Origin of the sequence: Streptomyces sp. NPDC047971 (genome assembly GCF_040653355.1) — a bacterium.
GTDB lineage: Bacteria > Actinomycetota > Actinomycetes > Streptomycetales > Streptomycetaceae > Streptomyces.
The window spans coordinates 110,847-136,802 of the sequence record NZ_JBEZNW010000004.1 but is presented as its reverse complement, the minus strand read 5'-3'; the positions used below and the strand labels follow the sequence as shown (position 1 = coordinate 136,802).

Genomic DNA, 25,956 nt, shown 5'->3' with positions numbered 1-25,956 from the left:
GTTGCCAAGGAATCGAGCTACTTCAGGCACCTCTCCGATCAATCAGCCACCGCTGGCCGAAATTTGATCAATCGGTGATCTCCTACTTGCCGGCATCTGCTCGACGAAACTGAACCGAGAAAGGCCCCACCATGCCCCGCATCCCCGCACCCGCCATAGCCGCCGTCGGACTCGTCGGTGGGTACGCCGTCGCGCGGTGGACCAAGAAGCGGCCCCTCGGGGGCGTCGTGCTTGCCGGGGCCGGGGCCGTCGCCGCGCGGGAGTGGCAGCAGGTCGCCGGCGGGAAGGCCGCTGCCGCGCTGACCGGCGTCTACGTCGCCGCGTTCGCCGGGTCCCACCCGCTGGCCAAGAAGGTCGGGGCCTGGCCCGCCGTGTTCTCCGTCGCCGGCGCCGTGGCCGGGACCTCGTGGGCCGTCACCCGGAACAAGGGATGAATTCGAGGGAGCGTTGAACGCGCCGGGGCTCCCCCGCGTATTCAACGGTGCCCTCCCCATGAGCGCTGGGCGGGCTGGTCCCCTACCCCCTCCCGCCCAGCGCCTCCCCCCCCTACCTCGCCACTGCGCCTCCCGGGCCCCGGAGCCCGCCTGACCCCGCACCGCCCCGACGCCGCACCGCCCCTCCCGGCGCCCGGCGCCACCGCCCCAGCGCCGCACCGCCCCTCCCGGGTCCCGGAGCCCGCCAGACCCCAGCGCCGCACCGCCCCTCCCGGCGCCACCGCGAGCCCCCACCACCCCCGACGCCCCCAGCCCCCGCCCTCAGCCGCCCGCCGCGTGGCTCAGCGTGTAGATCAGCAGGCCCGCCAGCGCGCCCACCACCGTGCCGTTGATGCGGATGAACTGGAGGTCCCGGCCGATGTTCGCCTCGATCTTCTTCGACGTCTGGTCCGCGTCCCAGCTCGCCACCGTGTCGCTGATCAGCGATGTGATCTCCGCGCGGTACGTCGTGACCACATAGGCCGCCGCGTCCTCCGCCCAGCCCTCGACCTTGGCCTGCAGGCGGCCGTCCGTCACCAGCCTGGCGCCCAGCGAGATCAGGGACGCCCGCGCCCGCAGGCGCAGCTGGCTCCTGTCGTCCTCCGCCGCCGCGATGATCAGGCCCCGCACCGACGACCAGGCCGAGGCGATGACGTCCTGGACCTCCGGACGTGCCAGCAGGTCCGCCTTCAGGCGTTCCACCCGCGCCCGGGTGTCCGTGTCCGCCTGGAGGTCCGCCGCGAAGTCCGTCAGGAAGCGGTCGATCGCCCCGCGCGCCGGGTGCCCCGGCATGTCCCGCATCTCCGTGACGAAGCGCAGCAGCTCCTTGTAGACCCGCTCGCCCACGCGGCGGTCCACGAACCGCGGCGTCCAGCCCGGCGCGCCGCCCTGGACCGCGTCCATCACCGAGTCCGCGTGGAAGACCAGCCAGTCGTGCGCCCGCGCGCACACCAGGTCGACGGCCCTGTGGTGCGCCCCGTCGGAGACGATCTTCTCCAGCGTCTTCCCTATCCCGGGCGCGATCTCCGCCGCCTCCGCGCGACGGGTGATCGCCTCGCCGACCACCGCCTGGACGTCCGCGTCCCGCAGGACGGTCAGGGCCCCCCGCAGTGCCGTGGCCAGCTCCCGCGTCACCCGGTCCGCGTGGTCCGGCTCCGCCAGCCACGCTCCCAGGCGGCCCGCGATGCCCAGCGCGTGCAGTCTGCCCCGTACGACGTCCGCCGAGAGGAAGTTCTCGCCGACGAAGGAACCCAGCGTCGTGCCCAGCTGGTCCTTCTTCGTCGGGATGATCGCCGTGTGCGGGATCGGCAGGCCCAGCGGCCGCCGGAACAGAGCCGTCACCGCGAACCAGTCCGCCAGCGCGCCGACCATGCCGGCCTCGGCGGCCGCCGCCACATAGCCGGTCCAGGCGCCCCATCCCGCGTTCTCCGCCCACGTCGCCAGGGCGTAGATCACCGCCACCACGAGGAGCAGACCCGTGGCCAGGGCCTTCATCCGGCGCACCCCGCGATGCCGCTCCGCGTCCGCCGCCGTGTACGCGAACGCCACCAACGGCCGCCGCGCCTCGCCGGGCGCCTCGCCGGCCTTCCCGGCCCGCGCCCCGCTCCTCGTGTCGCTCATCACCCCACCTCCCTACATCAGGGACTTCCCGGGCGCACCTCAAGTTCCCGTTCTCCGTACATCTTCGCGATCACGGCCTCGATGTCCGGCTCCCGCACCGACAGGTCCACCAGGGGATACGCCTTCGCCACCGCCGCCACGAGCGGCGCCGCCGATGCCGAGGCCGGGAAGGCGAGCACCTGCCGCGGGCCCTCCGACCGGACGAATCGCGCGCCCGGCAGCTCGATCGGCGGCAGCTCGCGCTCCAGATCCACCACCAGCTGGCGCTCGCTCGCCCCCACCTCGTGGAGCCCCGCCAGCTCGCCGTCGTACATCAGCCGGCCGTGGTCGATCACCATCACCCGCTTGCACAGCTGCTCGATGTCCGTCAGGTCATGGGTCGTCAGCAGCACGGTCGTGCCCCGCGTGGCGTTGAGCTCGCGCAGGAACTCCCGTACCCGCGCCTTCGACACCACGTCGAGGCCGATCGTCGGCTCGTCCAGGTAGAGCACGTCCGGATCGTGCAGCAGCGCCGCCGCGATGTCGCCGCGCATCCGCTGGCCGAGCGACAGCTGCCGTACGGGCACGTCCAGCAGCTCGCCCAGTTCGAGGAGTTCCACGCACCGGGCGAGGTTGGCGGCGAAGCGCTCGTCCGGGATCCGGTACATCCGGTGCATCAGCCGGTACGAGTCCCTCAGCGGCAGGTCCCACCAGAGCGTCGTCCGCTGCCCGAACACCACCCCGATCCGGTGCGCGAGCCGCGTCCGCTCCCGTGCCGGGTCGATGCCCGCGACCCGCAGCCGGCCCCCGCTCGGGGTGAGGATGCCGGTGAGCATCTTGATGGTGGTGGACTTGCCCGCGCCGTTGGGGCCGATGTAACCGACCATCTCGCCGCGCTCCACGCCGAAGCCGATCCCGTCGACCGCCCGGACCTCACGCTTCTCCCGGCGCAGCAGCCCCGCCCGCCTGCGGACGGTGAAGACCTTCTCCACACCCTCCAGCTCGATGAAGGCCATGCCTCAGCTCCCTGTGCTTCGGTACGAACGAAGTCCCGCGCGCCACGCCAGCCCCGCGAGGGCACAGCACACCAGCGCCACCAGCGGCGACGCGAAGGCCAGCCACGACGGCGCCCCGGCCGGCGCGGGCCGGCCCAGGATGTACAGCGCGGGCAGCCAGTTCACGAACGCCAGCGGTACGACGTACACGACACCCCGCACCAGATCCTGGGCGAAGATCGTCGGCGGGTACTGCAGGAGGGTGTTCCCGCCGTACGTGAACGAGTTGGTCACCTCGGCCGCGTCCTGCGCCCAGAACAGTGCCGACGCGCCGACGACCATCACCGCCGCGAAGATCAGCGTGCCGCAGACGAGCATCACCGGCAGCAGCAGCACCTTCGGCGCCGTCCACTCCACGTCCAGGAGCAGCAGCGCCCAGATCAGCACGAACAGCCCCTGGGCCACCCGGCCGAGCCGCCGCAGCGCGAACTTGTCCGCCGCCACCTGCGCGAGCACCGGCGCGGGCCGCAGCAGGAACATGTCGAACGAGCCGTCCCGCACCCGCTTCCCCATCCGCTGGAGCGAGCCCATCGTCAGGTCCGCGAGGCCGAAGGACGTGCCGGTCGCGCCGTACAGGAACGCCACCTCGGCGAAGGCGAAGCCGCCGAGCCCCTTCACCTGACCGAACATCAGCAGGATCACGACGAAGTCGAAGAAGGTGACGGTGAAGGAGGTGACGAGCGTCAGGGCGAAGGACGCCCGGTACGTCATCGTCGAGCGGATCCACATGCCGGCGACCATCCGGTACGTCCGCCAGGACTCCACCGGCCAGGACGCCCGGGAGGCCGGACCCGCCCCGGCCGTCGCAACGCCGTGGGCCCCGCGCGCGTCGGATCCGTCGACGCCCGGCTCGCCCGGCGACTGCCCCCGCACACGCGTCTCACCCACCCTGCACCACCACCTTCCGCGTCGCCAGGGACTGCGCCAGCCGCCCGGCCGCCAGCAGCACCGCCGCCCAGCCGAGCTGGAAGGCGTACGCCCCCAGAAGGCCCCAGCCCTCGTACTTCTCCAGGTACACGTCCGCCGGGATCTGCAGCATCGACGCCCACGGCAGCACCCGCGCCACCTCGCCCAGCGCACCCGGGAAGACGTTCAGCGGCAGCAGCATCCCGGAGAAGAACAGCCCTCCCAGCCAGGCCACCTGCACCACGCCCTGCCCGTCCATCAGCCAGAACGCGCTCATCGCCACCAGGTACCAGATCGCGAAGCTCACCGTCGCGCCCAGCGCGATCGCCAGCGCGAACGCCAGCCAGGTCGACGCCCGCTCGGGCAGCGTGATGTCGAAAGCCCACACGCCCACCAGCATCGGGACCACCCCGCGCCCGAGCAGCTGGTACGCGCTCCGCCCCGCGTTGGCCGCGAACCACCATGCCTGCAGATCCGCCGGCCGGTACAGGTCGACGGCGATGTCACCCGTCCGGATCCGTTCGATCAGCTCTTCCTCGAACCCGCCGCCCATCAGCCCGCAGACCGTGATCAGCCCCTGGCCGATCCACACATAGGCGAGCGCGTCGGCCATGTCGTACCCACCGAGCTGCGGGCGCTCGTCCCACAGGGCGATATAGGTGTACGACAGGATGAAACCGAAGACGGTGTTGGTGAACACCCCCGCCGCCGTGGCCATCCGGTACGTGGCGTAGCGCCGGAACCCACCCGCGGCCACCGTCGCGTACAGCAACCGCATCCCGGTTCCCTCTCCTTGTCCTCGCCGTCTCCCCCGCGCCCCGGTGGCATCGAAGTCCGTGCCCCGACGGCACCAAAGCGCACGACCCTAGTACGCCGCGCGCCGCCAACGCGAGTGCTTTACGAGTCGCATTCCTCAGGTTTCGTCCCGTTGCGTGCAGTATGGGGGAGCCCATCCCCTTCATCCGGTACGGGAGTGCTCCACCATGAGCGAGGACCAGCCACACCGGCCCCGCTGGGCGCCCAGGGACCCCACCGTCCCCACCCCGCCCCCCGAGCGCCCCCGGCGCTCCCGCCCCCGACGCATCCTGCGGGCGCTCCTCGGCACCTTCCTCCTCGGCGCGCTGCTGCTCCTGGGAGGGCTGGTCGCCGGCTACCTGCTCGTGGACATCCCGCCCGCCAACTCCGCCGCGATCGCGCAGTCCAACGTGTACCTCTACACGGACGGCACTCAGATCGCCCGCGACGGCGAGGTCAACCGCGAGAACGTACGTCTCCCGCACGTCCCCGAGTCCGTCCGGCATGCCGTACTCGCCGCGGAGGACCGCGACTTCTACTCCGACCGAGCCGTCGTCGACCCCAAGGCGATGGTCCGCGCCACCTGGAACACCCTCACCGGCAAGGGCCGGCAGTCCGGCTCCACCATCACCCAGCAGTACGTCAAGAACTACTACCTGGGCCAGGAGCAGACCATCACCCGCAAGGTGAAGGAGTTCTTCATCGCCATCAAGCTCAACCGCGAGAAGAGCAAGGACGAGATCTTCGAGGGCTATCTGAACACCAGCTACTTCGGCCGCAACGCCTACGGCATCCAGGCCGCCGCCCGCGCCTACTACGGCAAGGACGCCGGGCACCTCGACACCGCCGAGGGCGCGTACCTCGCCTCCCTGCTCAAGGCCCCCAGTGCCTACGACGTCGCCACCCACCCGGAGAACCGCACCAAGGCGCTGGGCCGTTGGAGTTACGTCCTGGACGGCATGGTCAAGGAGAAGTGGCTCTCCCGCGCCGAACGGACCGACACCGTCTTCCCGTCCCCGCAGACGGCCCGGCCCGCCACCGGCCTCTCCGGGCAGCGCGGCTATCTCGTCCAGGCCGTCGAGGACTACCTGACCGGCAACGGCATCGTCGACGAGAAGACCCTGGCCGGCGGCGGCTTCCGCATCACCACCACCCTGGAGAAGGAGAAGCAGGACGCCTTCGTCACGGCCGTCGAGGACCAGGTCATGTCGAAGCTCGACCCCGCACGGAACCCCACCGACCGCTTCGTCCGGGTCGGTGGCGCCGCGATCGACCCGGCGAACGGCCGGGTCCTCGCCCTCTACGGCGGCATCGACTACACCCGGCAGTACGTCAACAACGCCACGCGCCGCGACTACCAGGTCGGCTCCACCTTCAAGCCCTTCGTCCTCGCCGCGGCGCTCCAGCACGGATCGCTCACCCAGGAGGGCGAGCGGATCACCCCGAACACGTACTACGACGGCACCGACAAGCGTCCCGTGCAGGGCTGGAACGGCGACCACTACGCCCCGGGCAACGAGGACGACGAGTCCTTCGGCGACATCACCGTACGGTCCGCCACCGACAGCTCGGTCAACGCCGTGTACGCCCAGATGGCGGTGGACGTCGGGCCCGCGAGGGTCAAGGAGACGGCCGTCGCCCTCGGCGTCCCGAAGAGCACCCCCGACCTCAACGCCTCCCCCTCCATCGCGCTCGGCCCCGCCACCGCGAGCGTCCTCGACATGGCGGAGGCGTACGCCACCCTCGCCAACCACGGCCGCCACGGCACGTACAGCCTCGTCGAGAAGGTCACCAAGGACGGCCAGGACCTCGAACTGCCCGCCTCCACCAGCCGGCAGGCGGTGAGCCGGGAGGCCGCGGACACGACGACCTCGGTCCTGCGGAGCGTGGTGGAGTTCGGCTCGGGCACCGCGGCCATGACAGCGGGCAGGCCCGCGGCGGGCAAGACGGGCACGGCGGAGGACGACAGGGCCGCGTGGTTCGCCGGATACACCCCGGATCTTGCGACGGTGGTCACGATGATGGGGCAGGACCCGGACACGGGGCAGCAGAAGTCGCTGTACGGGGCGCTCGGACTGCCCCGGATCAACGGCGGCGGGCCACCGGCCGCGATCTGGGGCCAGTTCACCCGGGACGCGCTGGCCGGGACGGAGCCGAGGGAGTTCGAACTCGAACTCGGGGAGGGCGCGGAGGAGTCCTGGGACCCGACGCGACAGGACGGATCGGAGGAGTGGGGGGACTGGGGTGACTGGGGTGAGTGGGACGAGTCCGAGGAGGGCATGGAGGGCCCGCAGCGGACACGGGAGCACTCCCGGACGCCACCGGTCCCGCTGACGCCGCTCAGCCCCCAGACACCCCAGACGGCGCACACACCTCAGCGGCCGGCGCGCCCCAAACCGCAGCCCGAGCCGGAACCGGAACCGGTACGCCCGGGGCAGGGCACGAGCGGCGGGGGCACGGACGGCGGTGGCACGGACGGCGGTGGGGGCGGGGGAAGCGCGCCTCCCCTCGCCACCTCCGCGTCGACCCCCGAAGCCGCTCCCCCACCGCCACCGCCACCGGCCTCCCCGGGCCCATGACCGCCGAAGGCCGGTGACCACCGCAGGCCGGTGACCACCGCAGGCCGGTGACCGTGCCGAGGGGGGCTGCGACCTCCCCCGCCCCCGACGCGGCCACCGGTTCCTCCCGCCCGCGGCGGCGGGAGTGTGCCGACCGGCGCCGGGCTACTCGTCGCCGAGCTGGTGGTCCGCCCAGACGTAGCTCTCCGGCAGCAGGTCGGCGATCGGGACGGTCCGCAGGCGATCGCCCGCACCGACGATGACCTTCAGGGCCGGGAAGTAGTCGAGGAGGACCTGGCGACACCGCCCGCACGGAGGAACGACCCCTCGGTCGCGGTCGCCCACCGCCACGATCGTGCTCAGCTCGTAGGCACCCTGGGTCGCCGCCGCCCCGATGAGGACCAGCTCCGCGCAGGGCCCTCCCGTGAAGTGGTAGGCGTTCACCGCGGTGACGATCCGGCCGCCCTCGACACGGGCGGCCGCCGCCATGGTGTGGTTGTCGCCCCGGCAACGCGTGCGGGCGACGTCCGCCGCCGCCTCGATGAGCTCGTGGTCGACCGGATGGGTCTGCGTGGTCATGCCCTCTGCCTTCGTCAGGTGTCACGCGACACTGACCCGAACGGCAGGGGAGCGCAAGCGAATACCGACGGAGCCGCCGGGCGCCCTAGTGACCCGAGGTCGCCTTCAGACCCACCACGGCCACCAGCAGCAGACAGACGAAGAAGATCCGGGCCGCGGTGGCCGGCTCGCCCAGCACCACCATGCCGAGCACCGCCGCACCCGCCGCGCCGATGCCGACCCACACGCCGTACGCCGTACCGATCGGAAGCGTCTTGGCCGCATGGGACAGCAGCAGCATGGAGGCGACGATCCCCGCGCCCGTGAAGACACTCGGCCAGAGACGGGTGAACCCGTCCGTGTACTTCATGCCGACCGACCAGCCGACCTCGAGCAGACCGGCGACGATGAGAAGGACCCAGGCCATGACGACGAACACCTCCGCGAGACGGAACAACAGGGGTGCGTCGTCTTTGCGTACTGCGGTGCAGCGGGCCCGGTACGGCGCGTCTCGTCGGGTGTCCCCAGCCTAGCAAAATCCATGCGAAAGGCCTGGTGACACCGGTCACCAGGCCCTCGGTCCGGAGCGTTCCGCGTCCGGAACGGTCCTACAGATACAGCCCGGTCGTGTCCGTGGACCCCTCGAACCGGTCCGCGGCCACGGCGTGCAGATCGCGCTCCCGCATCAGCACGTAGGCGACGCCCCGCACCTCGACCTCGGCACGGTCCTCGGGGTCGTACAGAACGCGGTCGCCGGTCTCGACCGTACGGACGTTCTGACCCACAGCGACGACCTCGGCCCAGGCCAGCCTGCGGCCGACGGCGGCGGTCGCGGGGATGAGGATGCCGCCGCCCGAGCGCCGCTCCCCCTCCGGGGAGTCGGACCGGACCAGCACACGGTCGTGGAGCATCCGGATGGGCAGCTTGTCGTGCGTGTTGTCGCTCACGACTCGAACCTACCTGTCCGGGCGTGCGGGCCGTACTCGGGAGGGGTCATCCCTTGCGCTTGCGCGTGGAGACCGCGAGCAGCCCGATGAGCGCCACGGCGACCACCGCCACCGGAACCACCCTCTCCAGACGCGGTGCGCCGTCGTCGTGGGTGAACCGGGCCTTCACGTCGGAGAAGGTCCGATTGACGGCGACGGCCGCTCGTCCGACGGTGTGGTCGACCGTGGAGACGACCTTCGCCTTCGCGTCGCCGACGATCGTCTTCGGGTGCATCCGAATGCCGATCTCGTCGAGAGTGACGGCGAGCTGCTCGCGCCGGCGGACGATGTCCGCCTCGATCTGCGCAGGGGTCCTGGCCTCCGACACCGCGCTGCCTCCGTAGTCGTAATCGGTCGTTGACGGACAGTCTCTCAGTTTCTCCGTCCGCGGTCTGTCCCAGGCCCCCATTAGGCTCGGTCGTGTACGCCCAGACATACCGAGGAGAGCCATGAGCGAGCGACTTCAGCCCGGCGACACCGCCCCCGCCTTCAGCCTGCCCGACGCGGACGGCAACGAGATCTCGCTCGCTGACCACAAGGGCCGCAAGGTCATCGTCTACTTCTACCCGGCGGCGCTCACCCCCGGCTGCACCAAGCAGGCCTGCGACTTCACGGACAACCTGGAGCTGCTGGCGGGCGCGGGCTACGACGTCATCGGCGTGTCGCCGGACAAGCCGGAGAAGCTGGCGAAGTTCCGCGAGCAGGAGCACCTGAAGGTGACGCTGGTGGGCGACCCGTCGAAGGAGACCCTGGAGGCGTACGGCGCGTTCGGCGAGAAGAAGCTGTACGGCAAGACGGTGACGGGCGTGATCCGCTCGACCGTGATCGTCGACGAGGACGGCAAGGTCGAGCGCGCCCTGTACAACGTGAAGGCGACGGGCCACGTGGCCAAGATCATCAAGGACCTGGGGATCTGAGAATCCTCCGGAACGGCCCGCACCGCAGCGAGCGGCGCGGGCAGTTCCGCATTTCGGACGGGCTGCGACGTGACCGTCCGATATTCGGCTCGTTACTCCGTACGGGACCACGAACAGGTGGTCGAGGCGGAGGGGGCGGGGATGCCGGAGAGTCCGTACACACGGGAGCGTCTGTCGGAGGCGGCGGGGTCGGCGCGGACGCTGTCGGAGGCGTTGGTGACGCTGGGGGTGGATCCGAAGAGCGGGACGCGGCGATACGTACATGACCGGATGCGCGCGCTGGGAGTGGACACGTCGCACTTCGAGCGGGAGGGGGCGCGGTGGACGCGGGAGGTGCTTGAGCCCGTGGTGGCGGCCTCGACGAGCGTGAGCGAGGTCCTGCGGCGCCTGGGGGTCGAGATGGTCGGCGGCCGACACACGCACATCAGCCGACGGATCCGTGCGCTGGGGATCGACACCTCGCACTTCAGGCCGCCATCGCGGGCGGGCGAGACCCGGCGGCGGTCACCCGCCTCCCTGCTCGTCGAACAGGTTCCGAGCCGGGCACGGCGGATCCCGAACGATCGTCTGAAGCCTGCGATGGCAGCGGCGGGCGTCTCCGAGCGATGCGCGCTCTGCGGCAACGAAGCGTTCTGGCGAGGCCACCCGCTCCCGCTCGAGATCGACCACATCGACGGCGACTGGCGCAACAACCGGATCGAGAATCTGCGGTTCCTCTGCCCCAACTGCCACTCGACGACGGACACATACCGAGGACGGGGCAAGGGCCGTCGCCGAGGGACCTCGTCATGAGCGCGGGAACCCGCTACTCGCGGGAGCGCCTGGTCGAAGCGGCCGAGCGGTGCGGGACCATCGAGGAGGTCATCGCGTTCTTCGGCACCCGACCCTACGGGCACCTTCGTCGGTACTTGTGGGGCCGCTTCGAGCACTACGGCATCGATGTGTCGCACTTCCCCCGACGGGGATACCGCAGGTCGGGTCCCCGACCGAACTCGGCGGAGCTGGCGGAAGCCGTATCGGGATCCCTCTCGGTGGCGAGCACTTTGCGGCTTCTCGGTCTGCCCGACAACTCCCACCAGAGAGCTCTCCTGAAGGGGTGGATCAATGAGGACCGCCTCTCGACGAGCCACTTCCTCGGTCAGGCACACCAGCGGGGCAAGCCTGGCCCCACCCCGCTGCGAGGCGCCGTCGACGTACTGGTGAAGCACGACGGTCGGCGCCGAACGAGGACAGTGATCCTGCGTCGGGCCCTCTGCGAGATCGGTGTGCCGGAGAAGTGCGCGGAATGCGGCACCGGCCCCGAATGGCACGGAAAGCCCATGACCCTCGAGATCGACCACACCAACGGCGACTGGAGTGACGACCGCGCGGAGAACCTGCGGCTGCTGTGCCCCAATTGTCACGCGGTCACCGATACATGGTGCCGAGGAGGCAGGCGCCGACGGTCAACCTAGTGGCACCCGTGCCCACGCCGCCGCCTGCCCGCTACCATGGCAGGCGGCTGGCGGCCGTGGTGGAATTGGCCTACACGCAACTTTTAGGTAGTTGTGGGAGAAATCCCTTGAGGGTTCGAGTCCCTCCGGCCGCACTCCGAAGAGCGCGCCACCCCCAGGGTGGCGCGCTCTTCGGCGTCTCAGCCCAGCAGCTCCCGTACCACCGGTGCCAGCGCCCTGAACGCCTTGCCCCGGTGGCTGATCGCGTTCTTCTCCTCCGGGGAGAGTTCCGCGCACGTCACCTCGTGGCCCTCCGGCTGGAGGATCGGGTCGTAGCCGAAGCCGTTCGTGCCGACCGGGGTGTGGCGGAGGGTGCCGGCCATGCGGCCTTCCACCACGCGCTCGCGGCCGTCCGGGAGGGCGAGGGCCGCCGCGCAGAAGAAGTGGGCGCCCCGGTGGGCGTCGTCGATGTCCGAGAGCTGGGCCAGGAGCAGGTCCAGGTTGGCGCGGTCGTTGCCGTGGGTGCCGGACCAGCGGGCGGAGAAGATGCCGGGGGCGCCGTTCAGGACGTCGACGCAGAGGCCGGAGTCGTCGGCGACGGCCGGCAGGCCGGTGGCCTGGGCGAGGGCGTGGGCCTTGAGGAGGGCGTTCTCGGCGAAGGTGACGCCGGTCTCCTTGACGTCGGGGATCTCCGGGTACGCGTCCGCGCCGACGAGTTCGTGGGTGAGTCCTGCGTCGGCGAGGATCGCGTGGAGTTCGGTGATCTTCCCGGCGTTGCGGGTGGCGAGGATCAGTCGGGTCATGCTCCCGATTATCCCGGGGTGCAGACCTTGCCGATCTCGGTGGCCGCGTCGGTGATCGGCTTGATGTCCGGGGTGGTGTCTCCGTTGTTGACGGAGGTCTTGACGGACTCGACGCCCTTGGTGAGGTCGTCGACGGCCTTGGAGAGGTCGGCGTTGTCCGTCGTGTCCTTGAGCTTGCCGAGTTCGGTGGAGATCTCGTTCAGGGACTCGTTGATCTGCGTCGGGTCGTTGGAGGCGCTGGAGGCGGCCTGCTCGAGCTTGCTGACGCTGGTGGCTATCGCGTCGGCGGTCGCGACGCAGTCCATCGCCTTGTCGAGTGCTCCGCAGCCGACGAGGGTGGTGGTGAGTACGGCTGCCGAGGCCACGGTGAGTGCGAGACGGCGCTTCAAGACGGGTCCTCCCCAGGGGATGTGGATGTACGGGCGTACGGCTTGGCCGTACGCCCGTGTTCATGGAGACGCCGTGGTGTCCTAGAGAGTTCCTTCGAGCGCCTTGCGCTGGATCTCGGCGAGGTCGGCGCAGCCGCCGGAGGCGAGGTCGAGGAGGGCGTTGAGCTCCTTGCGGTCGAAGGGCTCGGCCTCGGCGGTGCCCTGGACCTCGACGAAGCGGCCGTCGCCGGTGCAGACGACGTTCATGTCGGTCTCGGCGCGTACGTCCTCCTCGTAGCAGAGGTCGAGGAGGGGGGTGCCGTCGACGATGCCGACGGAGACGGCGGCGACGGTGCCGGTGAGGGGCTTGCGGCCGGCCTTGACCAGCTTCTTGGTCTGGGCCCAGGCGACGGCGTCGGCGAGGGCGACGTAGGCGCCGGTGATGGCGGCGGTGCGGGTGCCGCCGTCGGCCTGGAGGACGTCGCAGTCGAGGACGATGGTGTTCTCGCCGAGGGCCTTGTAGTCGATGACGGCGCGCAGGGAGCGGCCGATGAGGCGGGAGATCTCGTGCGTACGGCCGCCGATCTTGCCTCGGACGGATTCGCGGTCGCCTCGGGTGTTGGTGGCGCGCGGGAGCATCGAGTATTCGCCGGTGACCCAGCCCTCGCCGCTGCCCTTGCGCCAGCGCGGGACTCCTTCGGTGACGGAGGCGGTGCAGAAGACCTTGGTGTCGCCGAAGGAGATGAGGACGGAGCCCTCGGCGTGCTTGCTCCATCCGCGTTCGATGGTGACGGGGCGGAGCTGTTCGGGGGTACGGCCGTCGATACGAGACATGGCACGAGCGTAGCCGTACATGGCGAGGGGCCCGTTCCCCTGCCGGAACGGGCCCCTTGGCCGATGGGGCTGGTGTTACATCATGTCTTCGATGTCGGCGGCGATGGGGTCGGCGTCGGTGCCGATGACGACCTGGATCGCGGTGCCCATCTTGACGACGCCGTGGGCGCCGGCGGCCTTGAGCGCGGCTTCGTCGACCTTGGAGGGGTCGACGACCTCGGTGCGGAGGCGGGTGATGCAGCCCTCGACCTCTTCGATGTTGTCGATGCCGCCGAGCCCGGCGACGATCTTCTCAGCCTTGCTGGCCATGTTCTCTCCCTGTCCGTTCCGTCTTAGAACGTGAGTCTCGGCGCACCGATGGTCCGCTTTGTCACGGTAACCCACGGTTGGCCCAACTTCGCGAGCGGGTGCCTGCGTTCTGTCGAATGATGACGATCACCGGCAACCTGCCCTCAGCGGGCTCCGGGAGCCTATCGCAACTGGTCTACACCAGTGTGCAACGCGAGTCGGGCCCGGCTTGTTCCGGGTCAGGGAGGACGTCGATGAGTACGGACAGCGCCGCCGCCGCACCGAAGAAATCGATGTGGGGCGGCCTCTTCCAGGGCCTGCAGAAGATGGGCCGCAGCCTCCAGCTGCCCATCGCCGTCCTCCCGGCGGCCGGCATCATCAACCGCCTCGGACAGCCGGACGTCTTCGGGGCGGACGGGCTCGGCTGGGACAACGTCGCGAAGGTGATGGCCGGCGCGGGTGGCGCCCTCCTCGACGGCAATCTCGGCCTGCCGCTGCTCTTCTGCATCGGTGTCGCGATCGGCATGGCGAAGAAGGCGGACGGCTCGACGGCGCTCGCGGCCACGGTCGGCTTCCTCGTCTACTACAACGTGCTGCGGCAGTTCCCCGAGGACTGCCCCGAGGGCACGGTGGACGTCAACGGCGGCTGCCTGGCGCCGGAACAGGTGTTCAGCGGGTACACGTACCAGAACCCGGGCGTCTTCGGCGGCATCATCATCGGTCTGCTGTCGGCCTGGTTCTGGCAGCGCTACCACCGCAAGAGGCTGGTCGACTGGCTGGGCTTCTTCAACGGCCGCCGGCTCGTGCCGATCATCATGACGTTCGTGGCGATCGCCTTCGCGTCCCTGTGCGTGTGGGTCTGGCCGCCGATCGGCGACGCGCTGGAGAACTTCAGCGACTGGCTGGTCGGGCTCGGCGCGTGGGGTTCGGGCATCTTCGGCGTGGCGAACCGCGCGCTGCTCGTCATCGGCCTGCACCAGTTCCTGAACGTGCCGATCTGGTTCCAGTTCGGCACGTACGAGAAGCCGGACGGGACGATCGTCCACGGCGACATCCCGATGTTCCTGGCGGGCGACCCGGAGGCCGGCCAGTTCCTGACGGGCTTCTTCCCGATCATGATGTTCGCCCTTCCGGCGGCGGCGCTGGCGATCACGCACTGCGCCAAGCCGCACCGGCGCAAGGAGGTGGGCGGCCTGATGCTGTCGGTCGCGCTGACCTCGTTCGTCACCGGGATCACCGAGCCGATCGAGTACTCGTTCCTCTTCGTCGCCCCGGTGCTGTACGCGATCCACGCGGTGCTCACGGGTGTGTCGATGGCGGTGACCTGGGCGCTGGGGGTGAAGGACGGCTTCAGCTTCTCGGCGGGTCTGATCGACTACGTCATCAACTGGAACCTGGCGACCAAGCCGTGGCTGATCATTCCGATCGGTCTGGCCTTCGCGCTGGTCTACTACGTGATCTTCCGGTTCGCGATCACCAAGTTCAATCTCCCGACGCCGGGCCGCGAGCCGGACGAGGTGGGCGAGGAGATGGACCGGGACGTCACGAAGGCGTAGCCGATACGGACTTTCGCCCCCGGTCCGAACGGCGAAGGGCCCCCGACCACACGGTCCGGGGGCCCTTCGCCGTTCACGCCGAGCGATGGCCCGGGCACACAGAATTCGCAGGTTCCTTATCTAAGTCTCACGTGCTAAAACTGGTCTACACCACTCATTGGTGTAGACCACGCGGTCCAGCCCACCGCGTTCCCCTGAGACGACGCCGTCCCCCGGAAATCACCTGTCCCCTGGCGGCGCCTTGCCCTCCCCCAGCCTCCGGCCGGGGGAACCCCCTGGAGGAAGTTGTGTCCACGGCTAGCGCCGCCCCCGCGGCCGACAAGAAGAAGGGCGCCGGCGCGATGGCTGTCATGCAGCGCATCGGCCGCAGCCTCATGCTGCCGGTCGCGGTGCTGCCCGCCGCCGCGCTCCTGGTCCGGTTCGGCCAGGGAGACATGCTCGGCAAGGAGTCCCTCCCGGACTTCATCAACAAGCTCGCCGGTTACATGGCGGCCGGTGGCGGCGCCATCCTCGACAACATGGCCCTGCTGTTCGCCGTGGGTATCGCGATCGGCTTCGCCAAGAAGTCGGACGGCTCCACCGCGCTCGCCGCGGTCACCGGCTACCTGGTCTTCCAGAAGGTGCTCGCCACCTTCACCGACAAGAACCTGCCGCAGGTCGCGTCCGTCGTCGACGGCAAGATCGTCATGAACGACGCCCCGGTCAACGCCGGCGTCCTCGGCGGTGTCGTGATGGGCATCGTCGTCGCCCTGCTGTACCAGAAGTTCTACCGGACCAAGCTGCCCGACTGGGCCGGCTTCTTCGGCGGCCGCCGCCTCGTCCCGATCCTCTCCGCCTTCGCGGGTCTGATCGTCGGCATCGTCTTCGGTCTGATCTGGCCGGTCCTGGGCACCGGTCTGCACAACCTCAGCGAGTGGCTCGTCGGCTCCGGCGCCGTCGGCGCGGGCATCTTCGGTGTCGCCAACCGTGCGCTGATCCCGATCGGCATGCACCACCTGCTGAACTCCTTCCCCTGGTTCCAGGCCGGTGAGTTCGAGGGCAAGCACGGCGACATCGCGCGCTTCCTCGCGGGCGACCCGACCGCCGGCCAGTTCATGACCGGCTTCTTCCCGATCATGATGTTCGCCCTCCCGGCGGCCTGCCTCGCGATCGTCCACTGCGCCCGCCCCGAGCGCCGCAAGGTCGTCGGCGGCATGATGTTCTCCCTCGCGCTCACCTCCTTCGTCACCGGTGTGACCGAGCCGATCGAGTTCACCTTCATGTTCATCGCCCCGGTGCTGTACGCGATCCACGCGCTCCTGACCGGTGTCTCGATGGCGCTGACCTGGGCGCTCGGCATGAAGGACGGCTTCGGCTTCTCCGCCGGCGCGGTCGACTTCCTGCTGAACCTCGGCATCGCGAGCAACCCGTGGGGCCTCGCCCTGGTCGGCCTCTGCTTCGCGGCGGTCTACTACGTGGTCTTCCGCTTCGCGATCACCAAGTTCAACCTCCCGACGCCGGGCCGCGAGTCCGACGAGGAGCTCGCCGAGCTGCTGAAGGCCGAGGCGAAGTAGCCCCGAGCCCACGCGCGGCACACGGAAGGGCCCCGGAACCGAAAGGTTCCGGGGCCCTTCCCGTACTCCTCGAAGCGCGGCGCCTCAGACCTCGTACACCGCGCCCGCGTACGCCAGCTCCGACGGCCCGTCGTAGACCGCCCGCGCGTCCGCCAGGTTCTGGGCGCCGTCCGTCCACGGCGGGATGTGGGTCAGGACCAGCCGGCCCACCGCGGAGCGGGCCGCCTCCGCGCCCGCCTCCCGGCCGTTGAGGTGGAGCGCCGGGATGTCCTCCTTGCCGTGGGTGAAGGACGCCTCGCACAGGAACAGATCCGTGCCGTCCGCCAGTTCGTGCAGCGATTCGCAGACACCCGTGTCGCCCGAGTACGTGAGGGAACGGCCGCCGTGCTCGATCCGGATGGCGTACGCCTCCACCGGGTGGCACACCTTCTCCGTACGCACGGAGAAGGGGCCGATCTCGAAGGAGCCGGACTTCAGGTTCCGGAAGTCGAAGACCTCGCTCATCGACTTCTCCGAGGGCGTGTCCGCGTACGCCGTGGTCAGGCGCTGTTCCGCGCCCTCCGGGGCGAAGACCGGGATCGGCGCGCAGCGGCCGCCCTCGTGGCGGTAGTAGCGGGCCACGAAGTACCCGCACATGTCGATGCAGTGATCGGCGTGGAGGTGGCTGAGGAAGATGGCGTCGAGGTCGTACAGACCGATGTGGCGCTGCAGCTCGCCCAGGGCGCCGTTGCCCATGTCGAGGAGCAGCCGGAAGCCGTCGGCCTCTACGAGGTAGCTCGAGCAGGCCGAATCCGCGGACGGGAAGGACCCGGAGCAGCCGACGACGGTGAGCTTCATGGAGCGTGAACCTCCGAGGGCGGAGAGCGGCGGGGGAGGTCGTGCGATGCGTCGAGCGTAAGGCGCGTCAGGGCTCGTCGCTCCTCCGCAGCGTCCCGTTGTGGGCGAACTCACGGGCTCTGTCACCGGTTCGGATGGACCTGGGGCGGGAGAGCGCGGGATACGGGTCGCCGGTAACGTCGTGGGGTATGGACACGTCCTGGTGGCCGGCGCTCGTCGCGGTCGTGGTGATCGCGCTGGTCGTGGCGGTGGCGGACGGCCTGAAGCGGTCGGGTCGGCGGCCCGGAGGGCGGACGCGGCCGCCCGCGCGCCCTCCGGTACGGCCGCGCGCCCCGGGAAAGGCACCCGCTCGGGTGCCGCGGGCGGGCGAGATCTGGTGGGCGGACGTGCCCTACGAGGACGGGCCGGGCTCGAAGGACCGTCCGTGTCTGGTGCTGGCGCTGCGGGGGGACTCCGCGCTCGTCGCCAAGATCACCAGCAAGTACCACGACGAGCGGCCCGGGGTGATCGCGCTCCCGCCCGGTTCGGTGGGGGATGCCCGGGGGCGGCCCAGCTTCCTGGAGACGGACGAGCTGCGGGAGGTCCCGGTGTGGGAGTTCCGGCGCAGAGTGGGAACGGCGGACCCGGTCGTCTGGGACCAGGTCCGCCATCTGGCGTCCTGAGGGGGACCCGCGAGGGCTACGCCCAGAGCTGGCCCCGTCCTGAGGGGGACCCGCGAGGGCTACGCCCAGAGCTGGCCCTGGACCGTCTCGATCGCCTCTTCCGTGGTCGCCGCCGTGTAGAGGCCGGTCGACAGGTACTTCCAGCCGCCGTCCGCGACGACGAAGACGATGTCCGCGCTCTCGCCCGCCTTCACGGCCTTGTTGCCGACGCCGATGGCGGCGTGGAGCGCCGCGCCCGTCGAGACGCCGGCGAAGATCCCCTCCTGCTGGAGGAGTTCCCTGGTACGCGTCACGGCGTCGGCCGAGCCGACGGAGAAGCGGGTGGTGAGGACGGAGGCGTCGTAGAGCTCGGGCACGAAGCCCTCGTCCAGGTTCCGCAGGCCGTAGACCAGGTCGTCGTAGCGCGGTTCGGCGGCGACGACCCTGACGTCCGGCTTGTGCTCGCGGAGATAGCGGCCGACGCCCATGAGGGTGCCGGTGGTGCCGAGGCCCGCGACGAAGTGAGTGACGGAGGGCAGGTCGGCGAGGATCTCGGGGCCGGTCGTGGCGTAGTGGGCGCCCGCGTTGTCCGGGTTGCCGTACTGGTAGAGCATCACCCACGTGGGGTTCTCCGCCGCGATCTCCTTGGCGACCCGTACCGCGGTGTTCGACCCGCCCGCGGCGGGGGACGAGATGATCTCGGCGCCCCACATGGTGAGCAGCTGCCGGCGCTCCTCGCTGGTGTTCTCCGGCATGACGCAGACGATGCGGTAGCCCTTGAGCTTGGCCGCCATCGCGAGCGAGATGCCGGTGTTCCCGCTGGTCGGTTCCAGGATGGTGCAGCCGGGGGTGAGCCGGCCGTCCTTCTCGGCCTGCTCGATCATGTGGAGCGCGGGGCGGTCCTTGACCGAGCCGGTGGGGTTGCGGTCCTCCAGCTTGGCCCAGATGCGGACGTCGTCCGAGGGCGAGAGCCGGGGCAGCCGGACCAGAGGGGTGTTACCGACCGCCGCCAGCGGGGAGTCGTATCGCATGTGGATCAGACCATGCCGCCGGCGACGGCCGGCAGGATCGTGACGTTGTCGCCGTCGGCCAGCTTGGTGTTGATGCCGTCCAGGAAGCGGACGTCCTCGTCGTTCAGGTAGACGTTGACGAAGCGGCGCAGCTCGCCACCCTTGGCCTCGTCGACGATCCGGGCCTGGATGCCGGCGTGACGGGTCTCGAGGTCGGTGAAGAGCTCGGCGAGCGTCGCACCGCTGCCCTCGACGGCCTTGGCGCCGTCGGTGTAGGTGCGGAGGATGGTCGGGATGCGGACCTCGATGGCCATGGCGTGGGCTCCTGTCGGAAGTGGCGTGAAAGGCGCGCGGCTCTGAATGCCCCCGCGCGGGGGTTCGTGCTCCTGGGTGCGCAGGTGTGCGCCCCCGCTCACATTGCGCTGGCGAGGCGGCACAGGTCGACGTGCAACCGCGCCACGAGCAGCACGCTGCCCGGCGTCACTTCGCTCACGTCGTGGGAAACCATGCGGTCATCGTATCGATTCCCGGTCCGGGTTTCGGAATGTGATCTCACATGACGGACGAATGGCGCTCGACAGGCGGACCCGGGAGGTAGAGCACGGTCGGCGTACCGGTCCGGGGATGCGGTACGACCTCGGCTTCCACCCCGTACACGGCCGAGAGGAGCTCCGGCGTGAGGACCTCGGCGGGCGCGCCCTCGGCGACGATCCGGCCCGCGGCGAGGACGTAGAGCCGGTCGCAGTAGAGGCCGGCGAGATTGAGGTCGTGGAGGGCGAGGAGGTTGGTGGTGCCCAGGTCGCGGACGAGGCGCAGGACCTCCAACTGGTAGCGGATGTCGAGGTGGTTGGTCGGTTCGTCCAGGACCAGGAGGGCCGGTTCCTGGACGAGGGCGCGGGCGACGAGGGCGCGTCGGCGTTCGCCGCCGGAGAGGGTGGGATAGGGGCGGTCGGCGAGGTCCGCGATGCCGACGCGGGCGAGGGCGGCCTCGGTGCGTGCGAGGTCGTCGCCGGAGTCCCCCTCCCAGAAGCGCTTGTGCGGGGAGCGGCCGAGGGCGACCAGCTCGCGGACGGTCAGCTCCCACTCGGCGTCGCCGTCCTGCGGGACGGTGGCGATGCGGCGTGCCCGCGCCTTGGGGCCGAGGGCGTGCACGTCGACGCCGTCGAGGAGCGCCTGGCCCGAGGTGGGGGTGAGGGTGCCGTAGACGCAGCGCAGGAGGGTGGTCTTGCCGCTGCCGTTGGGGCCGACGAGTCCGACGGTCTCGCCCGGGCGTGCGGTGAGGTCGACGCCGCGCAGGCGCGTCCCGTACGAGAGTTCCCGGGTGCGCAGCTCGGTCATACCGGGCTCCCTTCGGCGCGGCGGCGCATGAGCCAGAGGAAGAACGGGCCGCCGGTCAGTGCGGTGAGGACGCCGACGGGGATGTCCTGGGGCGCGGCGACGGTGCGGGCGGCGAGGTCGGCCAGGACCAGGGCGGTCGCCCCGCCGAGCGCGGCGACGGGCAGCAGGCGGCGGTGCGGCGCGCCGACGGCCATGCGGGCGGCGTGCGGGACCATCAGGCCGATGAAGCCGACGGCTCCGCTGACGGAGACCATGACGGCGGTGACGAGGGAGGCCAGGACGAAGACGGCGGCGCGGAAGCGGGCCGTGTCCAGGCCGAGGACGGTCGCGCCCTCCTCGCCGACGAGGAGCAGGTCGAGGGGGCGGGCGAGGGTGAGCAGGGTGGCGATGCCGAGGGCGAGGACGACGGCCGGCAGGGCGAGGGTGTCCCAGCGGGCGCTGCCGAGGCCGCCGAGGGACCAGAACATCGCCTCCTGGAAGTGTTCGGGCCGGCCGGCGAGGACGAGCAGCAGGGTGGTCAGCGCGGAGAGGATGTAGGAGACGGCGACGCCCGCGAGGACGAGCCGGGCGCCGGTCATGGTGGAGCCGCGGCGGGCCAGGCCGTAGACGAGGACGAGGGCGAGCAGGGCTCCGGCGAAGGCCCCGGCGGGCATGGCGACGGTGGTGGTCACGCCGCCGCCGATGCCGAGGACGAGCACGAGGACGGCGCCGGTGGAGGCCCCCGAGGAGATCCCGAGCAGGAAGGGGTCGGCGAGGCGGTTGCGGACGAGGGCTTGCAGGACGGTGCCGACGACGGCGAGTCCGGCGCCGACGACCGCGCCGAGCAGGACGCGGGGCAGCCGGACGTCGAGGACGATCGTGCGGTAGGGGGAGGGGGCGGCCCGGCCGGTGAGGATCTCGACGACGGCGTCGACGGGGATCCGGACGGACCCGAGGGCGACCCCGGCGACGACGGAGAGCGCGAGGGCGCCGAGCAGCCCGCCGAGGACGAGCAGATACCGCCCGGCCCCGGCCCGCCGCTTCCGGCCGGGCCGGGCCCCGCCGGACGGGACCGGGGGCGCCGGGGCCGGGGCGGGCCGGCCCTGGGTCCGGTCCGCGTCCGGGAGCGGGGTGGCCGTCATCGGGCCGGGTGGAGCTGGGTCGCGAGCTTCTCGATCGCCGTGGGGACGCGGACGCCGAGGACCGCGTCCGAGAGCGGCATGACGGCGAAGCGCTCGTTCCTGATCGCCGGGACGTCCTTGAGGGCCGGGTCCTCCAGGAGCCGCTTCTTCTTCTGCTCGACGGTCGTGGAGCCGTAGTCGTAGATGACGATCACCTCCGGCTTGCGGGCGACGACCTGCTCCCAGGTCGCGTCGCCGAATGCCTTGTCGAGGTCGGCGAAGACGTTGCGGCCGCCGGCGCGGGTGATGAGCTCGTTGCCGATGCCCTTGCCTCCGGCGGTGAACGCCGCCTTGTCGCCGCTGTCGTAGACGAAGACCGGCACCGGGGCGAGCCCCTTCAGCTTCCGCTCGGTCGCCGCGACGGTCTTCTTCGCGTCGGCCGTCCACCGCTCGCCGCGGTCGGGGACGCCGAAGGTCCGGCCGACCTCGTCGACCTCCCGGTAGAGGTCGGCGAGGGAGGAGGCGCCCGAGGGGCAGTACTCCATGTTCAGGCGGGTGTTGACGCCCGCGGCCTTCAGATCGTCCCGGCTGCGGCCGGACTTCGCGTCGAAGGCGCTGGCGTAGCCGCCGTAGACGAAGTCGGGGTTCGCGGCGAGGAGCGCCTCCTTGGCGGGGTACTCCTTCGCGAGCACCGGCACCGAGTCGTACGCCGCCTTGTACGCGGGGAGGATCCGGTCGTCGAGGTAGGCGGTGCCGACGAGGGACTTCTCCAGGCCGAGGGCGAGCATGACCTCGGTGACGTGCTGGTTCATGGTGACGGCCCGCTGGGGCGGCGCCTGGTACGTCGTCTTCACACCGCAGTTGGAGACGGTGTACGGAAATCCCGGCGCCGCTTTCGCGGCGGGGGTCTGCTCCGAGGGGGCCGCGCAGCCGGCCAGCAGGGAGACGAGGGCGGCGGGCAGCAGGGCACGGCGGTGCCAGGTCATGACGGTATGCCTCCTCCGGGGATTTCCACGTCCCCAGTCGGTGGTGGGAGGCGGCAGGTCAGTTCCTGGCTCCCGGCGCCCGAAGGCGCCGGTCACAGTGGCGGGACCGTGCCGGATTCGCACCGGCTTCCTGGGTCCTGCCGCCCTGGTGTCGGGTCAGTCTCTCAGGCGTCGTACACCTCGACGACCTTGACGTCCTCTTCGGTCACGACTCCCTCGACGATGGTGAAGGAGCGGAACTGGAAGGGGCCCGCGCCGTCGGTGTCGGCGGTGGAGACCAGCACGTAGTGGGCGCCGGGCTCGTTCGCGTACGAGATGTCGGTGCGCGAGGGGTACGCCTCGGTGGCCGTGTGCGAGTGGTAGATGATCACGGGCTCCTCGTCCCGGTCGTCCATCTCGCGGTACAGCTTCAGCAGGTCGGCGGAGTCGAACTCGTAGAACGTGGGCGAGCGCGCGGCGTTCAGCATCGGGATGAACCGCTCGGGGCGGCCGGCGCCGACCGGACCCGCGACCACGCCGCAGGCCTCGTCGGGGTGGTCCGCGCGGGAGTGTTCCACGATCTGGTCGTACAGGGCCTGGGTGATGGTCAGCATGCCGGACAGGATATGCAAAGGGGCCGCCCCGTACCGAGGAGTGGTACGGGGCGGCCCGAATGCTGGACAGGCAGGCGTTACGAGCGCTTGGCGAAGGCCGAGCCCTCCGGGTTGCGCGCCTTCAGGACCAGGTAGGCGACGCCGAGGAGCAGAGCCCACAGCGGCGCGCAGTACAGCGAGATCCGCGCGTCCTTGTCGATGCCCATCAGCACGATGACCATGCCGATGAAGGCGAGTGCGAAGAGGCTGCACCAGATGCCGCCCGGGGCCTTGAAGGAGGACTGGGGCAGTTCGCCGCGGTCGGCCTTGAGGCGGAAGCGGACCTGGGAGATCAGGATCATGATCCAGGCCCACATGCCGGAGATGGTCGCGAAGGAGACGACGTAGTTGAACGCCTCGCCCGGCCACTGGTAGTTGATCCAGACGCCGACCATCATCAGTCCGGCCGAGAACGAGGTGCCGATCAGCGGCAGGCCGTTCTTGGTCAGCTTGGTGAAGAACTTCGGGCCCTGGCCGTTGAGCGCGAGGTCGCGCAGCATCCGGCCGGTGGAGTACATGCCCGAGTTGCAGGAGGAGAGCGCGGCGGTCAGGACGACGAAGTTCACGATCGCGGCGCCGATGCCGAGGCCCATCTTCTCGAAGGCCGCGACGAACGGGGAGACGCCCGGCTGGAAGTGGGTCCAGGGGACGACCGACAGGATCATGATCAGCGCGCCGACGTAGAAGACGGCGATGCGCCACGGCACGGTGTTGATGGCCTTGGGCAGGACGGTCTTCGGGTCCTTGGACTCGCCCGCCGTGACACCGACCAGCTCGACCGCGAGGAAGGCGAACATGACCATCTGCAGGGTCATCAGGGTGGAGCCGATGCCCTTGGGGAAGAAGCCGCCCTCGGACCACAGCAGGGTCACGGAGGCCGTGTCACCGGCGTCGGAGAAGCCGATGGTGAGGATGCCGGCGCAGATCAGGATCATGCCGACGATCGCGGTGACCTTGACCATCGAGAACCAGAACTCGAGCTCGCCGAAGAGCTTGACGGAGATCAGGTTCGCGAGGAACAGGACGACCGTGAAGATCAGGGCGAAGACCCACTGCGGCTGATTGAGGATGCCGTCCGTGTTCTTCGTCCAGTACTGCATGTACTCGGACGCCGCGGTCACCTCGGTGATGCCGGTGACGACCCAGAAGAGCCAGTACGTCCAGCCGGTCACGAAGCCCGCGAAGGGGCCGATGAACTCGCGCGCGTACTCCGAGAAGGAGCCGGACACGGGGCGGTACATGAGGAGCTCGCCGAGGGCCCGCATGATGAAGAAGATGACGAGGCCCGCGATGGCGTACGCGAGGATCAGGCTGGGGCCCGCCTTGGAGATGCCCTTGCCCGCGCCGAGGAAGAGCCCGGTGCCGATGGCGCCGCCGATCGCGATCATCTGGATCTGGCGGGCGCCGAGTGCCCGGTGATAACCCTCGCCGTCGGCGGAGTCCGCGGCCTCACTGCCGTCGTGCTGCTTGTCGACCTGCACTGAGGTCATGGTGGTGCGCCTTTCTCCATGCCGATCCGCGCCGACTGCGTCTGGCCGCGGATCAGGTCCTGATCCCCCCGGATATGGATGGAGTGCTACCGGCGGTCAGCCGGTCCAAGCGCCCCCGGGAACAGGGGTGGCGTCCCCGGGCGGTCGTGAAGATCTATCACGGGGGAAACGGTGATCGGCGTGCGTCGAAGTGACGCACGCCACAGGGAGAACCGGACAAAAGTCACTCAAGAGGGCCAACGCGAAGACTTTGGTGACGCATTCGTTATCCGGATTTGAGCGTCCGCTGAGCGAACACGACGTGAACGCCGCGTCTCACGCCCCGGACATCAGCGTCTCGACGAGCGACTCCTGCAGCGCGCCGAGCCAGAGGTACGCCATCACCATCGGCTTGCGCGGATCGGAGTCCGGGAGCCGGTAGAGCTCACCGCTCTCGTCCTCGTCGGTGACCTCCAGGCGGGTCCCGATGGTCAGCCGGAGGTCGTTGAGGGCGCCGAGCCAGGAGCGGGACTCGTCGGCGGTCAGCTTGAGGATCGCCCCGCCCTCGCCACCGGAGGAGAGCGCGTCCAGGCTGCGGATCACCGCGAGGGCGTCCTCGCGCTTGCGCGCGCGCAGGTCGTTCTCGGTGTAGCGCCGGAAGTCCGCGGCCGCGGCCCGCAGTTCCTCGTCCTCGTCGCCGTAGGCGTCGGGGAAGAGCCGCCTGAGCGCGGGGTCGGACGGCGGCTCGCTCGGGCCCTCGGCGAAGAGCGCGGCCAGCGGGTCCTCGCCCTCCACCGGCTCGTCGCCCGGCCCGATCAGCTCCAGGAGCTGGACGGCGAGGGAGCGCAGGATGGAGATCTCGACCTCGTCGAGCGCGACGGCCGCGCCGCCGCCGGGCAGCGCCTCGAAGTGGCCCGCCATCAGCCGCGGTCCTGGGTGAGGGTCGCCCACAGTCCGTAACCGTGCATCGCCTGCACGTCCCGTTCCATCTCCTCGCGGGTGCCGCTGGAGACCACCGCGCGGCCCTTGTGGTGCACGTCGAGCATCAGCTTGTGCGCCTTGTCCTTGGAGTAACCGAAGTACGCCTGGAAGACGTAGGTCACATAGCTCATCAGGTTGACCGGATCGTTGTGGACGAGGGTCACCCAGGGGACATCCGGCTCGACGACCGCGTGGGTCTCCTCGGCCGACTCCGTACGTTCGATCTCAATAGGCGCGACGCTCACTTACCCCATGCTGCCACCTCGGAAGGGGGGTCGCA

Annotated in this window: 31 protein-coding genes, 1 tRNA gene and 1 riboswitch; of the genes, 9 read left to right on the top strand and 23 right to left on the bottom strand. The window is 70.3% G+C overall.

Going from position 1 to position 25,956, the window contains the following annotated elements; genetic code table 11:
• The first annotated feature begins 131 nt into the window (after nucleotides 1–131).
• Nucleotides 132–434, top strand: coding sequence for a hypothetical protein (locus AB0D99_RS06115; RefSeq protein ID WP_362357432.1), 303 nt, complete (start codon nucleotides 132–134; stop codon nucleotides 432–434).
• A gap of 321 nt (nucleotides 435–755) precedes the next feature.
• On the opposite strand, the gene AB0D99_RS06110 is transcribed toward AB0D99_RS06115, so the two are convergent.
• From AB0D99_RS06110 to AB0D99_RS06095, 4 genes are all read right to left on the bottom strand, one after another.
• Entirely contained in the window at nucleotides 756–2,093 is a 1,338-nt protein-coding gene (locus AB0D99_RS06110; protein ID WP_362357430.1) for a DUF445 domain-containing protein, read from the bottom strand.
• A 17-nt stretch (nucleotides 2,094–2,110) separates the two neighbouring features.
• Nucleotides 2,111–3,088, bottom strand: coding sequence for an ATP-binding cassette domain-containing protein (locus AB0D99_RS06105; protein ID WP_362357428.1), 978 nt, complete (start codon nucleotides 3,086–3,088; stop codon nucleotides 2,111–2,113).
• Between the two features lie 3 nt (nucleotides 3,089–3,091).
• Nucleotides 3,092–3,868, bottom strand: a complete 777-nt coding sequence (locus AB0D99_RS06100) for an ABC transporter permease (protein ID WP_362357693.1) — start codon at nucleotides 3,866–3,868, stop codon at nucleotides 3,092–3,094.
• Between the two features lie 139 nt (nucleotides 3,869–4,007).
• The gene (locus tag AB0D99_RS06095; protein WP_362357426.1) at nucleotides 4,008–4,811 is read right to left on the bottom strand and encodes an ABC-2 family transporter protein; all 804 of its coding nucleotides are present in this window, start codon (nucleotides 4,809–4,811) and stop codon (nucleotides 4,008–4,010) included.
• Between the two features lie 205 nt (nucleotides 4,812–5,016).
• Between AB0D99_RS06095 and AB0D99_RS06090 the strand changes: the two genes are divergently transcribed.
• On the top strand, nucleotides 5,017–7,407 hold the full coding sequence (locus AB0D99_RS06090) for a transglycosylase domain-containing protein (RefSeq protein ID WP_362357424.1): 2,391 nt from the start codon (nucleotides 5,017–5,019) through the stop codon (nucleotides 7,405–7,407).
• A 144-nt stretch (nucleotides 7,408–7,551) separates the two neighbouring features.
• On the opposite strand, the gene AB0D99_RS06085 is transcribed toward AB0D99_RS06090, so the two are convergent.
• The 4 genes from AB0D99_RS06085 to AB0D99_RS06070 all read right to left on the bottom strand — a co-directional run bounded on the left by AB0D99_RS06085 (nucleotide 7,552) and on the right by AB0D99_RS06070 (nucleotide 9,258).
• Nucleotides 7,552–7,965, bottom strand: a complete 414-nt coding sequence (locus AB0D99_RS06085) for a cytidine deaminase (RefSeq protein WP_362357422.1) — start codon at nucleotides 7,963–7,965, stop codon at nucleotides 7,552–7,554.
• A gap of 85 nt (nucleotides 7,966–8,050) precedes the next feature.
• Nucleotides 8,051–8,371: a multidrug efflux SMR transporter gene (locus AB0D99_RS06080; protein ID WP_362357420.1), complete on the bottom strand. Its 321-nt coding sequence runs from the start codon at nucleotides 8,369–8,371 to the stop codon at nucleotides 8,051–8,053.
• A 181-nt stretch (nucleotides 8,372–8,552) separates the two neighbouring features.
• Nucleotides 8,553–8,891 carry a co-chaperone GroES gene (locus tag AB0D99_RS06075; RefSeq protein ID WP_362357418.1) on the bottom strand — a complete coding sequence of 113 codons (339 nt, stop codon included), beginning with the start codon at nucleotides 8,889–8,891 and terminating at the stop codon, nucleotides 8,553–8,555.
• 46 nt (nucleotides 8,892–8,937) lie between these two features.
• A complete protein-coding gene (locus AB0D99_RS06070) occupies nucleotides 8,938–9,258 on the bottom strand; it encodes a DUF3618 domain-containing protein (RefSeq protein WP_362357416.1) in 321 nt (106 codons plus the stop codon).
• 121 nt (nucleotides 9,259–9,379) lie between these two features.
• On the opposite strand from AB0D99_RS06070, the gene bcp reads away from it, so the two are divergent.
• From bcp to AB0D99_RS06050, 4 genes are all read left to right on the top strand, one after another.
• Nucleotides 9,380–9,847, top strand: a complete 468-nt coding sequence (bcp, locus tag AB0D99_RS06065; RefSeq protein ID WP_362357414.1) for a thioredoxin-dependent thiol peroxidase — start codon at nucleotides 9,380–9,382, stop codon at nucleotides 9,845–9,847.
• 141 nt (nucleotides 9,848–9,988) lie between these two features.
• Nucleotides 9,989–10,639, top strand: coding sequence for an HNH endonuclease signature motif containing protein (locus AB0D99_RS06060; protein ID WP_362357691.1), 651 nt, complete (start codon nucleotides 9,989–9,991; stop codon nucleotides 10,637–10,639).
• A complete protein-coding gene (locus tag AB0D99_RS06055) occupies nucleotides 10,636–11,301 on the top strand; it encodes an HNH endonuclease signature motif containing protein (protein WP_362357412.1) in 666 nt (221 codons plus the stop codon). Before AB0D99_RS06060 ends, AB0D99_RS06055 begins: the two co-directional genes overlap by 4 nt.
• A gap of 50 nt (nucleotides 11,302–11,351) precedes the next feature.
• Nucleotides 11,352–11,435 (top strand) — tRNA-Leu (locus AB0D99_RS06050).
• Between the two features lie 45 nt (nucleotides 11,436–11,480).
• On the opposite strand, the gene rdgB is transcribed toward AB0D99_RS06050, so the two are convergent.
• The 4 genes from rdgB to AB0D99_RS06030 all read right to left on the bottom strand — a co-directional run bounded on the left by rdgB (nucleotide 11,481) and on the right by AB0D99_RS06030 (nucleotide 13,669).
• Complete coding sequence (rdgB, locus tag AB0D99_RS06045) at nucleotides 11,481–12,083, bottom strand: RdgB/HAM1 family non-canonical purine NTP pyrophosphatase (RefSeq protein WP_362357410.1); 603 nt, start codon at nucleotides 12,081–12,083, stop codon at nucleotides 11,481–11,483.
• 8 nt (nucleotides 12,084–12,091) lie between these two features.
• Nucleotides 12,092–12,472, bottom strand: a complete 381-nt coding sequence (locus AB0D99_RS06040) for a hypothetical protein (RefSeq protein WP_362357408.1) — start codon at nucleotides 12,470–12,472, stop codon at nucleotides 12,092–12,094.
• Nucleotides 12,473–12,553: 81 nt separating this feature from the next.
• The gene (gene rph, locus AB0D99_RS06035; protein ID WP_362357406.1) at nucleotides 12,554–13,285 is read right to left on the bottom strand and encodes a ribonuclease PH; all 732 of its coding nucleotides are present in this window, start codon (nucleotides 13,283–13,285) and stop codon (nucleotides 12,554–12,556) included.
• A 75-nt stretch (nucleotides 13,286–13,360) separates the two neighbouring features.
• Entirely contained in the window at nucleotides 13,361–13,669 is a 309-nt protein-coding gene (locus AB0D99_RS06030; RefSeq protein ID WP_362357404.1) for a PTS glucose/sucrose transporter subunit IIB, read from the bottom strand.
• Between the two features lie 158 nt (nucleotides 13,670–13,827).
• Here AB0D99_RS06030 and AB0D99_RS06025 point away from each other — a divergent pair, with 158 nt between their 5' ends.
• Together AB0D99_RS06025 and AB0D99_RS06020 are read left to right on the top strand one after the other, a co-directional pair.
• Nucleotides 13,828–15,129: a PTS transporter subunit EIIC gene (locus AB0D99_RS06025; protein WP_362357402.1), complete on the top strand. Its 1,302-nt coding sequence runs from the start codon at nucleotides 13,828–13,830 to the stop codon at nucleotides 15,127–15,129.
• A gap of 287 nt (nucleotides 15,130–15,416) precedes the next feature.
• Nucleotides 15,417–16,682 (top strand): PTS transporter subunit EIIC, encoded by a 1,266-nt coding sequence (locus AB0D99_RS06020; protein WP_362357400.1) that lies wholly within the window; start codon nucleotides 15,417–15,419, stop codon nucleotides 16,680–16,682.
• An 84-nt stretch (nucleotides 16,683–16,766) separates the two neighbouring features.
• Here the strand turns inward: AB0D99_RS06020 and AB0D99_RS06015 are convergent, their stop codons facing one another.
• Entirely contained in the window at nucleotides 16,767–17,519 is a 753-nt protein-coding gene (locus AB0D99_RS06015) for an MBL fold metallo-hydrolase (protein ID WP_362357398.1), read from the bottom strand.
• A 188-nt stretch (nucleotides 17,520–17,707) separates the two neighbouring features.
• On the opposite strand from AB0D99_RS06015, the gene AB0D99_RS06010 reads away from it, so the two are divergent.
• Complete coding sequence (locus AB0D99_RS06010) at nucleotides 17,708–18,181, top strand: type II toxin-antitoxin system PemK/MazF family toxin (RefSeq protein WP_362357396.1); 474 nt, start codon at nucleotides 17,708–17,710, stop codon at nucleotides 18,179–18,181.
• 59 nt (nucleotides 18,182–18,240) lie between these two features.
• Here the strand turns inward: AB0D99_RS06010 and AB0D99_RS06005 are convergent, their stop codons facing one another.
• The 10 genes from AB0D99_RS06005 to clpS form a co-directional block, all read right to left on the bottom strand.
• Nucleotides 18,241–19,191, bottom strand: a complete 951-nt coding sequence (locus AB0D99_RS06005; RefSeq protein WP_362357394.1) for a cysteine synthase — start codon at nucleotides 19,189–19,191, stop codon at nucleotides 18,241–18,243.
• Nucleotides 19,192–19,196: 5 nt separating this feature from the next.
• Nucleotides 19,197–19,484 carry a MoaD/ThiS family protein gene (locus AB0D99_RS06000; RefSeq protein WP_362357392.1) on the bottom strand — a complete coding sequence of 96 codons (288 nt, stop codon included), beginning with the start codon at nucleotides 19,482–19,484 and terminating at the stop codon, nucleotides 19,197–19,199.
• Between the two features lie 98 nt (nucleotides 19,485–19,582).
• Complete coding sequence (locus tag AB0D99_RS05995) at nucleotides 19,583–19,678, bottom strand: putative leader peptide (protein WP_329120100.1); 96 nt, start codon at nucleotides 19,676–19,678, stop codon at nucleotides 19,583–19,585.
• Between the two features lie 44 nt (nucleotides 19,679–19,722).
• A complete protein-coding gene (locus AB0D99_RS05990) occupies nucleotides 19,723–20,508 on the bottom strand; it encodes an ABC transporter ATP-binding protein (protein ID WP_362357389.1) in 786 nt (261 codons plus the stop codon).
• Nucleotides 20,505–21,629 (bottom strand): iron ABC transporter permease, encoded by a 1,125-nt coding sequence (locus AB0D99_RS05985; RefSeq protein WP_362357387.1) that lies wholly within the window; start codon nucleotides 21,627–21,629, stop codon nucleotides 20,505–20,507. Before AB0D99_RS05985 ends, AB0D99_RS05990 begins: the two co-directional genes overlap by 4 nt.
• Entirely contained in the window at nucleotides 21,626–22,594 is a 969-nt protein-coding gene (locus tag AB0D99_RS05980) for an ABC transporter substrate-binding protein (protein WP_362357385.1), read from the bottom strand. Before AB0D99_RS05980 ends, AB0D99_RS05985 begins: the two co-directional genes overlap by 4 nt.
• Before the next feature lie 59 nt (nucleotides 22,595–22,653).
• A riboswitch (cobalamin riboswitch) is annotated at nucleotides 22,654–22,727 on the bottom strand.
• 31 nt (nucleotides 22,728–22,758) lie between these two features.
• Nucleotides 22,759–23,187 (bottom strand): M67 family metallopeptidase, encoded by a 429-nt coding sequence (locus tag AB0D99_RS05975; protein WP_362357383.1) that lies wholly within the window; start codon nucleotides 23,185–23,187, stop codon nucleotides 22,759–22,761.
• Nucleotides 23,188–23,264: 77 nt separating this feature from the next.
• Nucleotides 23,265–24,716, bottom strand: coding sequence for an amino acid permease (locus AB0D99_RS05970; RefSeq protein ID WP_362357381.1), 1,452 nt, complete (start codon nucleotides 24,714–24,716; stop codon nucleotides 23,265–23,267).
• Between the two features lie 315 nt (nucleotides 24,717–25,031).
• Entirely contained in the window at nucleotides 25,032–25,616 is a 585-nt protein-coding gene (locus AB0D99_RS05965; RefSeq protein ID WP_362357379.1) for a DUF2017 domain-containing protein, read from the bottom strand.
• Nucleotides 25,616–25,921 carry an ATP-dependent Clp protease adapter ClpS gene (gene clpS, locus AB0D99_RS05960; RefSeq protein ID WP_329120087.1) on the bottom strand — a complete coding sequence of 102 codons (306 nt, stop codon included), beginning with the start codon at nucleotides 25,919–25,921 and terminating at the stop codon, nucleotides 25,616–25,618. Before clpS ends, AB0D99_RS05965 begins: the two co-directional genes overlap by 1 nt.
• Nucleotides 25,922–25,956: the final 35 nt, after the last annotated feature.

Excerpts from the sequence above, each read along its gene's own strand:
- AB0D99_RS05980 (WP_362357385.1), bottom strand. The coding sequence starts at position 22,594 with ATGACCTGGCACCGCCGTGCCCTGCTGCCCGCCGCCCTCGTCTCCCTG.
- AB0D99_RS06015 (WP_362357398.1), bottom strand. The coding sequence starts at position 17,519 with ATGAAGCTCACCGTCGTCGGCTGCTCCGGGTCCTTCCCGTCCGCGGAT.
- AB0D99_RS06100 (WP_362357693.1), bottom strand. The coding sequence starts at position 3,868 with ATGGTCGCCGGCATGTGGATCCGCTCGACGATGACGTACCGGGCGTCC.
- AB0D99_RS06060 (WP_362357691.1), top strand. The coding sequence starts at position 9,989 with ATGCCGGAGAGTCCGTACACACGGGAGCGTCTGTCGGAGGCGGCGGGG.
- AB0D99_RS06110 (WP_362357430.1), bottom strand. The coding sequence starts at position 2,093 with ATGAGCGACACGAGGAGCGGGGCGCGGGCCGGGAAGGCCGGCGAGGCG.
- AB0D99_RS06055 (WP_362357412.1), top strand. The coding sequence starts at position 10,636 with ATGAGCGCGGGAACCCGCTACTCGCGGGAGCGCCTGGTCGAAGCGGCC.
- AB0D99_RS05965 (WP_362357379.1), bottom strand. The coding sequence starts at position 25,616 with ATGGCGGGCCACTTCGAGGCGCTGCCCGGCGGCGGCGCGGCCGTCGCG.
- rdgB (WP_362357410.1), bottom strand. The coding sequence starts at position 12,083 with ATGACCCGACTGATCCTCGCCACCCGCAACGCCGGGAAGATCACCGAA.
- AB0D99_RS06090 (WP_362357424.1), top strand. The coding sequence starts at position 5,017 with ATGAGCGAGGACCAGCCACACCGGCCCCGCTGGGCGCCCAGGGACCCC.
- AB0D99_RS06005 (WP_362357394.1), bottom strand. The coding sequence starts at position 19,191 with ATGCGATACGACTCCCCGCTGGCGGCGGTCGGTAACACCCCTCTGGTC.
- AB0D99_RS06025 (WP_362357402.1), top strand. The coding sequence starts at position 13,828 with ATGAGTACGGACAGCGCCGCCGCCGCACCGAAGAAATCGATGTGGGGC.
- AB0D99_RS05995 (WP_329120100.1), bottom strand. The coding sequence starts at position 19,678 with ATGGTTTCCCACGACGTGAGCGAAGTGACGCCGGGCAGCGTGCTGCTC.
- AB0D99_RS06080 (WP_362357420.1), bottom strand. The coding sequence starts at position 8,371 with ATGGCCTGGGTCCTTCTCATCGTCGCCGGTCTGCTCGAGGTCGGCTGG.
- rph (WP_362357406.1), bottom strand. The coding sequence starts at position 13,285 with ATGTCTCGTATCGACGGCCGTACCCCCGAACAGCTCCGCCCCGTCACC.
- AB0D99_RS06000 (WP_362357392.1), bottom strand. The coding sequence starts at position 19,484 with ATGGCCATCGAGGTCCGCATCCCGACCATCCTCCGCACCTACACCGAC.
- AB0D99_RS06105 (WP_362357428.1), bottom strand. The coding sequence starts at position 3,088 with ATGGCCTTCATCGAGCTGGAGGGTGTGGAGAAGGTCTTCACCGTCCGC.
- AB0D99_RS05990 (WP_362357389.1), bottom strand. The coding sequence starts at position 20,508 with ATGACCGAGCTGCGCACCCGGGAACTCTCGTACGGGACGCGCCTGCGC.
- AB0D99_RS06095 (WP_362357426.1), bottom strand. The coding sequence starts at position 4,811 with ATGCGGTTGCTGTACGCGACGGTGGCCGCGGGTGGGTTCCGGCGCTAC.
- AB0D99_RS05975 (WP_362357383.1), bottom strand. The coding sequence starts at position 23,187 with ATGCTGACCATCACCCAGGCCCTGTACGACCAGATCGTGGAACACTCC.
- bcp (WP_362357414.1), top strand. The coding sequence starts at position 9,380 with ATGAGCGAGCGACTTCAGCCCGGCGACACCGCCCCCGCCTTCAGCCTG.
- AB0D99_RS05970 (WP_362357381.1), bottom strand. The coding sequence starts at position 24,716 with ATGACCTCAGTGCAGGTCGACAAGCAGCACGACGGCAGTGAGGCCGCG.
- AB0D99_RS06085 (WP_362357422.1), bottom strand. The coding sequence starts at position 7,965 with ATGACCACGCAGACCCATCCGGTCGACCACGAGCTCATCGAGGCGGCG.
- AB0D99_RS06115 (WP_362357432.1), top strand. The coding sequence starts at position 132 with ATGCCCCGCATCCCCGCACCCGCCATAGCCGCCGTCGGACTCGTCGGT.
- AB0D99_RS06010 (WP_362357396.1), top strand. The coding sequence starts at position 17,708 with ATGGACACGTCCTGGTGGCCGGCGCTCGTCGCGGTCGTGGTGATCGCG.
- AB0D99_RS05985 (WP_362357387.1), bottom strand. The coding sequence starts at position 21,629 with ATGACGGCCACCCCGCTCCCGGACGCGGACCGGACCCAGGGCCGGCCC.